The 12,869-nt window shown below is 72.7% G+C and carries 15 protein-coding genes; 4 read left to right on the plus strand and 11 right to left on the minus strand.

Annotated features, from left to right (window positions below):
* Positions 1-141 precede the first annotated feature (141 nt).
* A complete protein-coding gene (locus ACWEPF_RS34090; protein ID WP_452175640.1) occupies positions 142-357 on the plus strand; it encodes a hypothetical protein in 216 nt (71 codons plus the stop codon).
* A gap of 347 nt (positions 358-704) precedes the next feature.
* Complete coding sequence (locus ACWEPF_RS34095) at positions 705-2,951, plus strand: glycosyl hydrolase family 18 protein (RefSeq protein WP_452175641.1); 2,247 nt, start codon at positions 705-707, stop codon at positions 2,949-2,951.
* Between the two features lie 13 nt (positions 2,952-2,964).
* On the opposite strand, the gene ACWEPF_RS34100 is transcribed toward ACWEPF_RS34095, so the two are convergent.
* The 5 genes from ACWEPF_RS34100 to ACWEPF_RS34120 all read right to left on the minus strand — a co-directional run bounded on the left by ACWEPF_RS34100 (position 2,965) and on the right by ACWEPF_RS34120 (position 7,520).
* Positions 2,965-3,657, minus strand: coding sequence for a spermidine synthase (locus ACWEPF_RS34100; RefSeq protein ID WP_452175642.1), 693 nt, complete (start codon positions 3,655-3,657; stop codon positions 2,965-2,967).
* Between the two features lie 48 nt (positions 3,658-3,705).
* Positions 3,706-4,803 (minus strand): hypothetical protein, encoded by a 1,098-nt coding sequence (locus ACWEPF_RS34105; RefSeq protein ID WP_452175643.1) that lies wholly within the window; start codon positions 4,801-4,803, stop codon positions 3,706-3,708.
* 76 nt (positions 4,804-4,879) lie between these two features.
* Positions 4,880-5,917, minus strand: a complete 1,038-nt coding sequence (locus ACWEPF_RS34110; protein ID WP_452175644.1) for a YeiH family protein — start codon at positions 5,915-5,917, stop codon at positions 4,880-4,882.
* Between the two features lie 7 nt (positions 5,918-5,924).
* Positions 5,925-6,482, minus strand: a complete 558-nt coding sequence (locus ACWEPF_RS34115) for a cysteine dioxygenase (RefSeq protein ID WP_452175645.1) — start codon at positions 6,480-6,482, stop codon at positions 5,925-5,927.
* Positions 6,483-6,614: 132 nt separating this feature from the next.
* The gene (locus ACWEPF_RS34120; protein ID WP_345280734.1) at positions 6,615-7,520 is read right to left on the minus strand and encodes a LysR family transcriptional regulator; all 906 of its coding nucleotides are present in this window, start codon (positions 7,518-7,520) and stop codon (positions 6,615-6,617) included.
* Between the two features lie 169 nt (positions 7,521-7,689).
* On the opposite strand from ACWEPF_RS34120, the gene ACWEPF_RS34125 reads away from it, so the two are divergent.
* Positions 7,690-8,124: a peptidase inhibitor family I36 protein gene (locus tag ACWEPF_RS34125; RefSeq protein WP_345280736.1), complete on the plus strand. Its 435-nt coding sequence runs from the start codon at positions 7,690-7,692 to the stop codon at positions 8,122-8,124.
* 71 nt (positions 8,125-8,195) lie between these two features.
* A complete protein-coding gene (locus tag ACWEPF_RS34130; RefSeq protein WP_452175646.1) occupies positions 8,196-9,080 on the plus strand; it encodes a hypothetical protein in 885 nt (294 codons plus the stop codon).
* A 45-nt stretch (positions 9,081-9,125) separates the two neighbouring features.
* Here the strand turns inward: ACWEPF_RS34130 and ACWEPF_RS34135 are convergent, their stop codons facing one another.
* From ACWEPF_RS34135 to ACWEPF_RS34160, 6 genes are all read right to left on the minus strand, one after another.
* On the minus strand, positions 9,126-10,001 hold the full coding sequence (locus tag ACWEPF_RS34135; protein WP_452175647.1) for an amino acid ABC transporter permease: 876 nt from the start codon (positions 9,999-10,001) through the stop codon (positions 9,126-9,128).
* Positions 9,998-10,642, minus strand: coding sequence for an amino acid ABC transporter permease (locus ACWEPF_RS34140; protein WP_345280742.1), 645 nt, complete (start codon positions 10,640-10,642; stop codon positions 9,998-10,000). The genes ACWEPF_RS34135 and ACWEPF_RS34140 overlap by 4 nt, the downstream gene beginning before the upstream one ends.
* Positions 10,643-10,663: 21 nt before the next feature.
* Positions 10,664-11,551 carry a glutamate ABC transporter substrate-binding protein gene (locus tag ACWEPF_RS34145; protein WP_452175648.1) on the minus strand — a complete coding sequence of 296 codons (888 nt, stop codon included), beginning with the start codon at positions 11,549-11,551 and terminating at the stop codon, positions 10,664-10,666.
* A gap of 13 nt (positions 11,552-11,564) precedes the next feature.
* Positions 11,565-12,311: an amino acid ABC transporter ATP-binding protein gene (locus ACWEPF_RS34150; RefSeq protein ID WP_345280817.1), complete on the minus strand. Its 747-nt coding sequence runs from the start codon at positions 12,309-12,311 to the stop codon at positions 11,565-11,567.
* 5 nt (positions 12,312-12,316) lie between these two features.
* The gene (locus ACWEPF_RS34155; protein ID WP_345280746.1) at positions 12,317-12,559 is read right to left on the minus strand and encodes a LapA family protein; all 243 of its coding nucleotides are present in this window, start codon (positions 12,557-12,559) and stop codon (positions 12,317-12,319) included.
* A 79-nt stretch (positions 12,560-12,638) separates the two neighbouring features.
* Positions 12,639-12,839 (minus strand): hypothetical protein, encoded by a 201-nt coding sequence (locus ACWEPF_RS34160; RefSeq protein ID WP_452175649.1) that lies wholly within the window; start codon positions 12,837-12,839, stop codon positions 12,639-12,641.
* Positions 12,840-12,869: the final 30 nt, after the last annotated feature.

Consider the following 12,869-nt stretch of genomic DNA (forward strand, 5'->3'; position numbering starts at 1 on the left):
CCTGATCATGACCACCGCCGACAACCTCCAGACCGTCGTCGACACCGCCACCCGCCGCCGCGCCCGACCACCCCGCCGCCTCCGGTGGTGCCGGCCGCCCCGCCGGCACCCGTCGACGACGACGAGGTGAAGGGCCGCTTCGTGCACGTACCCCCGGCGGACTTCAACCCCTTCGCCCCGCCGAAGCCCAAGGCCGCCGCCCCGGCCGCCGAGGAGAAGGACGACGACGCCAAGGGCCGCTTCGTCCACGTCCCCCCGGCCGACTTCAACCCCTTCGGCGCCCCGGCCCCCGCCGCCCAGGCCGCCCCCGCGGCCCCGGCCCAGCCCGCGCCGCCCGCGAACAACCCCTTCGGCTGACGGGCGGTCAGCCCACGACGCACCCCGACGGCCGTCGGCCACGAGGCAACCGCCCCGTGGCCGACGGCCGTTCGGCGTCCCGGCACCGCAACGCACGGCCGGACCTGACGCAGCACCGGCAGGCGGCGCCCCGCCGGACCTGACGCAGCACTGGCAGGTGCACGACCCTGGTCCAGACCTATTGCCAGCGCCGGGGTCCGTCCCTACGCTCGCATGACACAGGATCTCCGTGGCAACCCGACGGCCCGGCGGCCCGGCAGTACCCGCACCTGGAACCGTCACCTCCCCACAGGTAGGGAGCAGACCGTCCGTGCACCGGGCGGCGCTCCCTGGACAGGAGCTCAGCCATGCGCAGACGTCGGTTCAGCCTGCCCCTGCTCGCGGCAGGGGCGTTGATCGCCCCGCTGCTGGCGGTGGCGCTGCCCAGCACCGCCCAGGCCGCCGCCCCCACCGCGACCTTCGCCAAGGGCAGCGACTGGGGCTCCGGCTACGAGGGCAGCTACACCGTCAAGAACAACGAGACCACCGCCCTGAACAACTGGGTGCTCGAGTTCGACCTGCCCGCCAACAACACCGTCGCCTCGCTCTGGAACGCGACCTACACCACCGCCGCCTCGCACGTCACGGTCAAGCCGCCGAGCTGGCAGACCTCGATCGCGCCCGGCGGCTCGTACAGCCTGGGCTTCAACATCGCCTACTCCGGCGCCTACACCCCGCTGCTCAACTGCAAGTTGAACGGCAAGCCGTGCGACGGCACCGGTTCCGACACCGTGCCGCCGAGCGTGCCGGGCAACCTCCAGGCCTCCCCCGGCAGCGGCTCGATCACCGCCTCCTGGAGCGCCAGCACCGACAACGTCGGGGTCACCGGCTACGACGTCTTCAACGGCTCCACCAAGCTGGCCACCGTCGCCGGGACCAGCTCCACCATCGCGGGCCTGCCGGCCGGGACCTACAACATCACCGTGGTGGCCTTCGACGCCGCCGGGAACCGCTCCGCCCCGGCCGGGCCGGTCCAGGTCGTGGTGCCCCCGCCGCAGCCGGACACCCAGCCGCCGAGCAAGCCCGGCACCCCCTCGGCGATCCCGGACTCCCGTTCGGTGGCGCTGAGTTGGGGCGCCAGCACGGACAACGTCGGCGTGGTCGCCTACGACGTCTACAACGGCCCGGCGCTGGCGGCCACCGTCACCAGCACCAACGCGGTGATCAGCGGGCTCACCCCGGAGACCGACTACGCCTTCACCGTGAAGGCGCGCGACGCGGCGGGCAACTCCTCGGTCGCCTCCGACCAGGTCGCCACCCGGACCACCAAGGAGGTGGTCAACCTCAACGCGCTGAAGATCGGCTACTTCACCCAGTGGTCCATCTACGCCCGCGGCTACAGCGTGAAGCAGCTGGACACCTCCGGCACCGCGGCGAAGCTGACCCACCTCAACTACGCCTTCGCCAACATCCACCCGACCAGCAAGACCTGCTTCATCACCAACAAGGCGGCCGGCAACGACTCGGACCCGAACGCCGGTGACGGTGCCGGTGACGCCTGGGCGGACTTCGGCAAGGGCTGGGACGCGGGCAACTCGGTGGCCGGGACCACCGACACCTGGGACCAGAAGCTGGCCGGCAACTTCAACCAGCTGAAGCAGCTCAAGGCCAAGTACCCCAACCTCAAGATGCAGATCTCCATCGGCGGTTGGTCGTACAGCAAGTGGTTCTCCGACGCCTCGCTCACCGACGCCTCCCGCAAGGCGCTGGTCAGCTCGTGCATCGACATGTACATCAAGGGCAACCTGCCGACCATCGACGGCCGCGGCGGCGCGGGCTCGGCGGCCGGGATCTTCGACGGCATCGACCTCGACTGGGAGTGGCCGAACTCCGAGGGGCACCTCGGCAACATCCTCCGCCCGGCCGACAAGGCCAACTACACCCTGCTGGCCCAGGAGTTCCGCCGCCAGCTGGACGCGCTGACCGCCACCACCGGCAAGAAGTACACCCTCAGCGCCTTCCTCCCGGCCGACCCGGCCAAGGTGGACCTCGGCATCGACGTGCCCGGCCTGTTCGGTGCCTTCGACTTCGCCACCATCCAGGGCTACGACTACCACGGCGCCTGGGAGATGCAGACCAACCAGCAGTCCGGCATCAAGCTGGCGGCCGGTGACCCGAACCCGGTGGCCCGGCAGTTCAGCTCCGAGATCGCCATCGGCGCCTACCTCAGCAGGGGCGCCCCGAAGAGCAAGCTGACCCTCGGCATCCCGTTCTACGGACGCGGCTGGACGGGCGTGCCGCGGGGCACCACCAACGGCCTGTTCCAGAGCGCGACCGGGCCGGCCCCGGGCTCGTACGAGAACGGCTTCGAGGACTACAAGAAGCTCAAGACCATGGCCACCAGCGGTGGTTACACCATCTACCGCGACCCGGTGGCCGGCCACTCCTACATCTACAACGGCACGGTGTTCTACACCTACGACGACCCGACCGAGATCGCCCGCAAGACCGCCTGGATCAAGTCCCAGGGCCTGGCGGGCGCGATGATCTGGTCCTTCGACGGCGACACCACCAACGGTGAGCTGATGACCGCGGTGGACAGCGGTCTGAAGTAGCGTCGGCCGTCCGTCAGTCCGCGCGGCGTGCCAGGTGCACCACATCGGGCACGCCGCGCAGCACCGGGATCTCCTCGGTGCGCACGTCCGCGAAGCCGGCCGTCCGCAGCGCCTCCTCGAAGGCCGCGGACGGCTGTGCGCTCCAGACCGCCAGGATCCCGCCCGGGTTGAGCCGGCGCCGGGCGGCGGCCAGGCCCGCCGGGCCGTAGAGGCCGGAGTTCTCCTCGGTGACGGTCCAGTCCGGGCCGTTGTCGATGTCGAGGCAGAGCGCGTCGAAGGACTCCCCCTCGGCGGCCAGGTAGGCGACCAGGTCGCCGTGGAGCACCGCGACCCGGGGGTCGTCCAGGGCGTGCTCGGAGAACGCGGCGAGCGGGCCGGTGCGGTGCCAGTCGATGATGGCGTCCTCCCGCTCGGCCACCGCGATCCGGCCCCAGCGCGGCTCGGCCGCCGCGTACGCCAGCGAGAAGCCGACGCCGAGGCCGCCGATCAGCACGGCGGGGCTCTCCACCGCGGGCAGCTGGTCGAGCGCGGCCTGGATCAGCAGGCGCTCGGAGCGGCCGTCGGCGGTGTCCATCAGGAAGCAGCCGTTGGCGATGATCTCGTAGTGCGCCCCGCGCCGCCGCAGCGCCACCTCGCCGTACGGGCCCTCGCGGCGGTCGATCGTGACGGGGGCGTCGAATCCGTCCCGGTCCGGGAGCACGGTCATCTCGCTGGGGCCCTTCGGTCGTTCGTCTGCGGCTGTGCGCCCCCGACTCTAGCCGCTCTCGCGGTAGCGTCCGCCGGAGTACCGGAGCAGGGCCTGTTCCGGCGTCAGGAACCGCGCCGGCAGTCCGGCCACCGGGACGAGGGCCCGGGCCCAGAGGCCGTCCTGGCGGAAGTCGCCGGAGGCCCCGTACCGGGTGCCCGGGACCGCCCAGACCGTCAGCCAGGCGGCGCCGTCGGTCAGGTCGGGGCGCGGCGCGATCCGCACCGCCGTCAACTCGGCCCAGTCCAGCAGCACCTCCTGCCCGCCGCGCGGCCGCAGCCCGATTCCCCGGCTGCCGATCCGCAGCCGCTGCGGCCGGCGGGCCCAGCGGCGGTAGCGGCGGGCCCGGGAGAGACCGGCCAGCACCAGGTAGGGGGCGAGGAGGCCGAAGGGGAGCAGCGGGGCCCGGCCGAAGGCGTCGAAGGACCGGACCCCGGCGAGCCCGAGGCCGACCGCCGTGCCGTACAGCAGCCCGGCCACCCACACCGCGCGGGCCACCGCCGCGCGGCGGTGCGAGTCGTCGGTGACGACGTACTCCTGCCACTCCTCGGGGCCGTGGTAGCCGGCCGGGAGACCGGCCGTCGGCTCGGCGCCGATCCCGGCCGGGGCGGTGACGAAGCGCGGGCCGCCCCAGCGCACCAGGGCGGCGCTCAACTCCCCGACACCGGGGGTGAGATCGGTGCAGCCGGCGACCCGGTAGCCGGGGTGGCCGCCGCGCTGCCCGGCCGGCTTCCCGGCGAGCACCACCGGGGGCACCGGCCAGAGCACCAGCCACGGATCGGGGTAGCTGCGGTCGTCGCCCTCGTAGCCCTCCACCGCGTCCGGGTACTCCAGCGCGACGGCGGTGATCTGGCTCCAGCTCAGCTCGTGGTCGTGCAGCGCGATCCCGTGGTCGTCCACCCGGAGCCGGAACGGCCGTGCCGCCTCGACGAGCCGGGACACCCCGAAGACCGCCGTGAGCAGCGCGACCACCGCCAGCGCGTACTGCCCGGCGTCGCCGAGGCCGCTGCGCGCCACCCAGAAGCCGTCCGCCAGCAGCATCGCCACCGCCACCGCCAGCACCTTGGCTGCGCGTCGTCGCAGCCGTCCCGCCCTGTGGAACTCCATCGCTCCCACCCCCGTCCGCTGCGAGGATGCCCGTTCGGGAGCGACAAGTCGACCGCCGGGGCGAAGAGTTACCGATTCAGGACGTCAGCAGGACGCCGCCGTAGGCGACGCCCGCGATCAGCACCCAGGAGGCCAGGCCGAGCAGGGCCACCCGGGCGCCGGTGCGGGTCAGCGAGGAGAGCCGGACGGCGCTGCCGAGGGCGAACAGGGCGGTGGCGAGCAGGAGTTCCTGGGCGTGGGCGGCCAGCGAGAGGGCCGCGGCGGGGACCAGGCCGGTGCTGTTGACGGCCACCATGGCCAGGAAGCCGACCACGAACAGCGGCAGCACCGGCGGCTTGGCCCCGGCCTTCCCGCCGCGCGGTCCGCGGCGGGCCAGCACGATCCCGACCCCGGCCACCAGCGGGGCCAGCATGGCCACCCGCATCAGCTTGACCAGGACGGCCTCCCGCAGCGCCTCGGTCCCGGCGGTCTGCGCGGTGGCCACCACCTGGCCGACGTCGTGCACCCCGGCGCCGACCCAGCGGCCGAACTCCCCCGCGTCCAGCCCGAGCGGGGTGCGCAGCAGCGGCAGCACCGCGATGGCCAGGGTGCCGCAGAGGGTGACCAGGGCGGCGGAGGTGGCCATGTCCTCCTCCTCGCTGCCGGCCGCCTGGCCGACCGCGCCGATCGCCGAGGCCCCGCAGATCGAGTAGCCGGTGGCGATCAGCAGCGGCTGGTCGCCCGGCAGGCCGAGCCTACGGCCCAGCCAGACGGTGCCGAAGAAGGTGGCGGCGACCACGGTGAGCACCATCAGCACGCTGGCCCAGCCGAGGCCGAGCACGTCGCGCAGCCCGAGCTTGAGGCCGAGCAGCACGATCCCGGCGCGCATCAGCCGCTTGGAGGCCAGCCCGAGGCCGGCCTTGGCGGCGCCGCCGACCAGCGGGCGCAGCGCCGGCAGCTGACCGGCCGTCACCCCGAGCACCACGGCGGCGGTGAGCATCGGCACGGCCGGGACGGCCCGGTGCACGGCCCAGGCGGCGGCCACGCCGGTGGCGGCCAGGGCGAGCCCGGGGCCGTGGCGGCGGACCGGGCCGGGGAGGGTGGGGTGCGCGACGGCGCGCAGGGTGATCGCCATCGGGGGATCAGCCCTCGACCGGGTTCGGGTAGACCCGGCGGACGCTGCTGCCGAGCCGGGCCAGGTCGGCGCCGTAGACGTGCAGGGATATCGCGGTCCCGGGGCCGGTGTTGGCCACCCGGTGGATGTCGCCGGGCGGGGTGAAGCCGCAGACCTCGCCCTGACGGTTCACCACGTCCTCGGTGGCGACCAGCCGTCCGGTGCGGCCGTCGGGGACGAGCAGGTAGCGGCGCTCGCTCTCCTCGCCCTGGTGGACGCCGGTGGCGCACCAGGAGACGTGGTCGTGGATCGAGGTGTGCTGGCCGGGCAGCCAGACCAGGGCGGCCACCGAGAGGCTGCCGTCGGACTCGGCGTGCAGCAGGTGCTGGCGGTAGCGCTCGGGGTCGCCCTCCTGCTGGGCGGGGGTGAGCAGGTCCGGGCTGCCGAGGTGCGGGGCCAGGGCGGCGGCGACCAGCCGGACCGTCAGCTCCGGCGGCAGGGCCCGGCCGACCACGCGGCGCAGCTCGTCGACCAGGCCGTGCATCCGCTCGGTACAGGCGTCCAGGGGCGCGGTGGTGGTTGTCATGCCACCGAGCGTGCGACGCGTGCGCGCACGCGTCCAACGAGGATTCGTTGACGTTCCGCCAGCTCGCGCTTATGGATGGCGGACCGTTCGGGTGCGCCGTTCGCCCGTTCGGAGGGCGGCCGTTGGGGCTGGTCAGCAGCCCACGCGGGCGGCGGCGGCCCGGACCAGTTCGTCCAGGACCAGTCCGGTGGCGGGCACCCGGAGGTGGTCGCGGAGCACGTAGGCGGAGACCTGGCGGCGCACGTGCGGCTCGGCGAGGCGGCCGGTGACCTTGGCGTGGCACATGAAGGAGAGCACCAGGGCGGGCATCAGGGCGATGCCGACGCCGGCGGCGACCAGGCTCTGCACGGCGAGGTTGTCGTCGGTGGTGAAGACCACGTCGGGGGCGAAGCCCTGGTCGGAGCAGACCTGGAGCAGGTTGGCCCGGCAGCGCGGGCAGCCGGCGATCCAGCGCTCCTCGGAGAGGTCGCCGATCCGGACGGCCTGACGGCGCGCCAGCGGGTGGCCGAGCGGGAGCAGCACGGTGAGCTGGTCCTCCATCAGCGGTGTGACCACCACCTCGGGCGGGACTTCGGGGTCGGCGCCGGGGTAGCCGAAGGCGAGGGTGATGTCGCACTCCCCGCGCAGCAGCCGCTGGAGGGACTCGGGCGGCTCGGCCTCCAGCAGTTCGACCCGGATGCCGGGGTGCTCGGCCTGGAGGCGGGCCATCGCGGCGGGTATCAGGGTGGCGTTGGCGCTGGGGAAGGCGCAGACCCGGACCCGGCCGGCGCGCAGCCGGGCGAGCGCGCCGAGCTGCTGCTGCGCGGTGCGCAGCCCGGCCAGGATCTCCTCGGCGTGCCGGGCCAGGGTCTCCCCGGCCTCGGTGAGCCGCAGTCCGCGCCCGGCCCGGGTGAACAGCGGGACGCCGACCTCGCGCTCCAGCGCCTTCATCTGCTGGGTGATCGCGGGCTGGGTGTAGCCGAGCTCGCGGGCCGCGGCCGAGTAGGAGCCGGTGCGGACCACCTCGTGGAAGGTGCGCAGGTGCCGGGAGTCGAACATCCCCGAATCATAAGCAGATTTTGGGGTAGCTGCCGATACCCCGTCAGATCCTTTGGTATCCACTCCTGTCCCACCCGCTTCGCTTTTTTACAAGGAATGCGAACCACCCCCGGGAGAGTCTGTGGGCGGGAGCCGGAGCGGCTCCCGCACCCATCGAGAACGGATCACCATGCGTCTGAGGAACCTCGCCGTGGCCGGACTGCTCGCCGTGGCCGCCGTCGGCACCGGTGTCGGCACGGCCGTCGCGTCCGCGCCCTGCACGCCGAACAACGCCTGTCTCTACAGCGACGCCAACTACCAGGGCGGGAAGTTCGACAACTTCAACCGGCAGCCGAACTGGGGTCAGGTCACCTACAACAACGGGATCCAGCTCTACCGGGGCGACTACGTGGCCACCAACGTCAGCAGCCTGGACAACTGGGACCTCGCCCAGAACATCCGGGTCTTCTACAACTCCCAGTACCGGGGTGCCTGCTTCACCGTCGCGGCCGGCGGCGAGGTGTCGAACTTCGCCTACGTCACGCTCTCCGACGGCACCAACGCCAACGACCGGATGAACTCGCACATCTTCGGCGGGACCTGCGGAAACGTCTACAACTTCTGACCAGCGCGTTCCGGAGCGGGGCACGGGCAAGGTGCCCCGCTCCGGAACGGCCCCACGGGACAAGGACGGACATGCGCGCGACCGCCCCGCTCACCCTGCTGCTCGCGGCCCTGGCCGCCCTGGCCGCCTGCTCTCCCGCGCCGGGGGCCGGGCCCGGCTCCCGGCCGCCGGATCCGGTCCGGGAGGTCCGGACCGGAGCCGACATCGTGCTGCCCTTCGACGCCTACCTGATGACGGCGGACCAGGAGCGCACGGTGGCCCGGGCCGAGCAGCTGCTGGCCGGCGACTGCCTGCGGCGCTTCGGCCTCGACTGGCGGCCGGCCGCCCCGCCACCGGACGCCGCGGGGCCGGTCAACGCCCAGCGGTACGGGCTGATCGACCCGGCCGAGGCCGAGCGGCTGGGCTACCACCCGCTCCCCCGGCCGGCCGCCGAGGCCGCGCCCGAACCCACCCCCGAGGTCGTGACGGCCTACGGCGGCAAGGGGGCCGCCGAGCTGAACGGGGTCCCGGTGCCCGAGGGCGGCTGCCTCGGCGAGGCCCGGCGCACCCTCGGGGTGGGGAGGTTCAGCCAGGGCAGCATCGAGCTCAACCGGATACCGACCGACAGTTTCACCCGGGCCGGGAAGGACCCGCGCACGGTGGCCGCGACCGCGGAGTGGAGCGCCTGCATGCAGCGGGCCGGCTACTCCTACCCCGACATCTGGCGGGCCAACGACGACCCCCGGTGGAACGCGGCGCAGCCCACCGAGCTGGAGCGCGCCACCGCCCGGGCCGATGTCGCCTGCAAGGCCGCCACCCGGCTGCCGACCGTGCTGCTGACGGTGGAGAGCGACCTCCAGCGGGCCGCCATCGAGGCCCACCGCCCGGCGCTGGACCGGGCCAGGGAGCACCAGGGCGCCGTCCTGGCCAAGGCCGCCGAGGTCCTCGGCGCGCCCGCCCGGCAGCCGTCCCCCTGACGGGGCGTCACCGCGCCTCGGACAGCCGTCCCCCTTGACGGGGCGTCACCGCGCCTCCGGCGGCAGCCCCATCGCCACGCCCGCCTTGGCCATCGGGGCCCCGCCCTTGATCCGCGGGCTGCGCCGGCCGCGCTGCTCGACCCAGCGGGCGAGCCAGGAGAGCAGCAGGCACATGCCGATGTAGACCGGGGCGATCACCAGCACCACCGGGATGAAGGGCAGGTCGTAGTCGAGGTTGGTGGCGATCAGCTTGCCCGCGTGCAGGAACTCCTCGTAGGTGATCAGGAAGCCCAGCGAGGTGTCCTTGAGCGCCACCACCAGCTGGCTGATGATGCTCGGCAGCATCGCCCGGTTGGCCTGCGGCACCAGCACGTACGCCATCACCTGGGTCTTGCGCATGCCGAGCGCGTAGGCCGCCTCGCGCTGCCCCCTGGGCACCGCGAGCACCCCGGCCCGGAAGACCTCGGCCAGCACCGAGCCGTTGTAGAGGGTCAGCCCGGCCACCAGCGCCCAGAGCGGCTGCACCTGCATGGCGACGAAGATGAAGAAGATCATCACCAGCAGCGGCATGGCCCGGAAGAACTCCACCACCACCGTGCACGCCCAGCGCACCGGCCGGTGGTCGGAGAGCCGCCCGGCGGCGAACAGCGCGCCGAACGGGAGGGCGAACAGGGCGGTCAGCGCGAAGGCCTTGAGGGTGTTGCCCAGGCCGCGCAGCAGCAGCTCCTGGACGCCCTCGTACTCGAAGGGCATCCACTTCTGGTACGTGAACTGCTCGGTGTCGAAGAGCTTCCACACCACCCAGCCGAGCGCCGCCGCCAGCAGTACGGTGGTCAGCACCCCGTAGAGCCGGTGCCGGGCGGCCGCCTTCGGCCCGGGGACGTCGTACAGCGCCGAGGCCGGCGTACCCGCCGCGCTCACCGGGACACCGCCAGCCGACGTTCCATCAGGTTGAAGACCGCGCTGATCGCCAGGGTGATCACCAGGTATCCGACGGCGATCCAGACGAAGGTCCAGATGATGCTGTACCCCAGCTCGTTGACGGTCCGGTAGGTGCCGAGCAGCTCCACCACCGAGAACGAGCCGGCGATCGCGGTGTTCTTCGCCAGCGCGATCATCACGCTGCCGACCGGCGCCACCACCGAGCGGAAGGCCTGCGGCAGCACCACCAGGCCCAGGGTCTGACCGAAGGTCATGCCCAGGCTGCGGGCCGCCTCGCCCTGCCCGGTGGGCACCGTGTTGATGCCCGAGCGCAGCGCCTCGCAGACGAAGGCCGAGGTGTAGCAGCCGAGCGCGATCACCGCGAAGGTGAAGAACGGCAGCGAGATCCCGAACCGCGGCAGCCCCAGCAGCACCGCGAAGAACAGCAGGGTCAGCGGCGTGTTGCGCAGCACCGTCACCCAGGCCGTCCCCAGCGTGCGCAGCGGCTTCACCGGCGAGACCCGGCAGGCCGCCATCAGCACCCCGAGCACCAGGGCCAGCACCGCGCTGACCGCCGTCAGCTCCAGCGTGCCGAGGAAACCCTCCCAGTACGTGGACCAGTTGTCCGTCAGGACCTTCAACCCGGGCGCCTCTCGGTAGCGTCAGTAGCGGTCGATCGGCGGGGGCGCCGGCGCCGGCACCCCGGAGAGGCCGAGGGTGGCGTCGTACGCCTTCTTCCAGTCGCCGTTCTGCTCGTGGTGCTGGAGCGCGTCGTTGATCACGCCCCTGAGCACGGTGTCGTTCCTGGGCGTGCCGATGCCGTACGGCTCCTTGGAGAACGGCTGCCCGACCAGCTTCAACTCGTCCGGGACCTTGGCCGCGTAGCCCATCAGGATGGTGTCGTCGGTGGTCACCACGTCCACCTGGGCCGTGATCAGGTTGTCCACGCAGGCCGAGTAGGTGTCGTAGCCGACCAGCGTGGCCTGCGGGTAGTCCTTCTGGATCCGCTGGTACGGGGTGGACCCGGCGGCGGAGCAGACCTTCTTGCCGCCCAGGTCCTGCGGCCCGTCGATGTCCTTCTCCTGCTGACGCACCAACAGGCCCTGGCCCGCGATGTAGTACGGCCCGGCGAAGCCGACCAGCTTCTTGCGGTTGTCGTTGATGGTGTAGGTGCCGACGTAGTAGTCCACCTGGCCGTTCTGCAGCGCCGTCTCGCGGTTGGCCGAGGCGATGGTGCGGAACTGGATCTGCTCCGGGGCGAAGCCCAGGTCGGCGGCGACCATCTTGGCGATCTCGATGTCGAAGCCGGAGTACTGGCCGGTGGCCGGGTTCTTCTGACCCAGGTACGGCTGGTCCTCCTTGGCGCCGACCACCAGCCGGCCGCGGCCGCGGGCGGCGTCCAGGGTGGGCGAGCCGCTCACCGCGCCCGCGCCGTTCACCTGGTAGCTCGGCAGCGCGCTGGGCTGCGGGCCCTTGGGCGGCGGGGTGCCGGGCTTGCCGCAGGCGGCGGCCGCGAGGAGCAGCACCGCAACGACCGCGATCCGTCGCATCGCTGACCGCCCCTCAGTGCTTCAGGATCTTGGAGAGGAAGTCCTTGGCCCGGTCCGTCCGCGGGCTGGCGAAGAACTCCTCCGGCGCGCGGTCCTCCAGGATCCGCCCGTCCGCCATGAACACCACGCGGTGGGCCGCACTGCGGGCGAAGCCCATCTCGTGCGTCACCACCACCATCGTCATGCCCTCGTCGGCGAGGCCCTTCATCACGTCCAGCACCTCGTTGATCATCTCCGGGTCGAGGGCGGAGGTCGGCTCGTCGAACAGCAGCGCCTTCGGGTCCATCGCCAACGCCCGTGCGATCGCCACCCGTTGCTGCTGCCCGCCGGAGAGCTGGGCCGGGTACTTGTCCGCGTGCGCGGCCAGCCCGACCCGGTCCAGCAGGGCGCGGGCCTTGGCCTCGGCCTCCGGCCTGGCGCGCTTCCTGACCTTCACCTGGGCCAGCACCACGTTCTGCAGCACCGTCTTGTGGGCGAACAGGTTGAAGGACTGGAAGACCATCCCCACCTCGGCGCGCAGCTTCGCCAGGCCCTTGCCCTCCGCGGGCAGCGGCACCCCGTCGATGGTGATCGTCCCCGACTCGATCTGCTCCAGCCGGTTGACCGCCCGGCAGAGCGTCGACTTGCCCGACCCGGACGGCCCGATCACCACCACGACCTCGCCCCGGCCGACCGTCAGGTCGATCTCCTGGAGCACGTGCAGCGCCCCGAAGTGCTTGTTCACCCCCCGGAGTTCGATCAGCGGGGTGAACGCGGCCACCCCGCTCACTTCGAGCGCCGCCCCTTGAGCAGCCACCCCAGCGCCCCGCCCGCGAGCAGGGTCGCCAGCAGCGCGATCCACAGCGGACAGGACACCGTGAACACCCAGAACTGGATCTTCACCTTGTCCAGGTTGGCCAGCAGGAACCACACCGCCAGCACCACGATCGCCCCGATCGCGATCACCCGCGTGGGGATCCCCGCGATCTCGCTCCGCTTCCCCGACCCATCACCCGTTGTCTTGGTCACCCGCCGAGCATGCGCCCACCCCCACCGGGGCCCGCCGCACCACTCCGACCATCGCACCGACACCATCCGTACGGCCCAGTCAGCCCAGCACGTCCCCCAGGTACGAGGCCACCACCACCGCCAGCGTCACCGTGCCCGCGAACGCCACCGCCCCGGCCCGCACCGCCGCCGGACGCCCGGCCCCCTCCCAACGGGCCAGCCCGGCGGCCGCGGCGGCGACCAGCAGGGCGGCGAGCGCCACCACGGAGGCGGCGAGCAGGACGAGGGCGGTACGGGACACCGGAGCTCCAGGGTGTGCGGGGACGAGGAC

This window comes from Kitasatospora sp. NPDC004289, assembly GCF_053602875.1.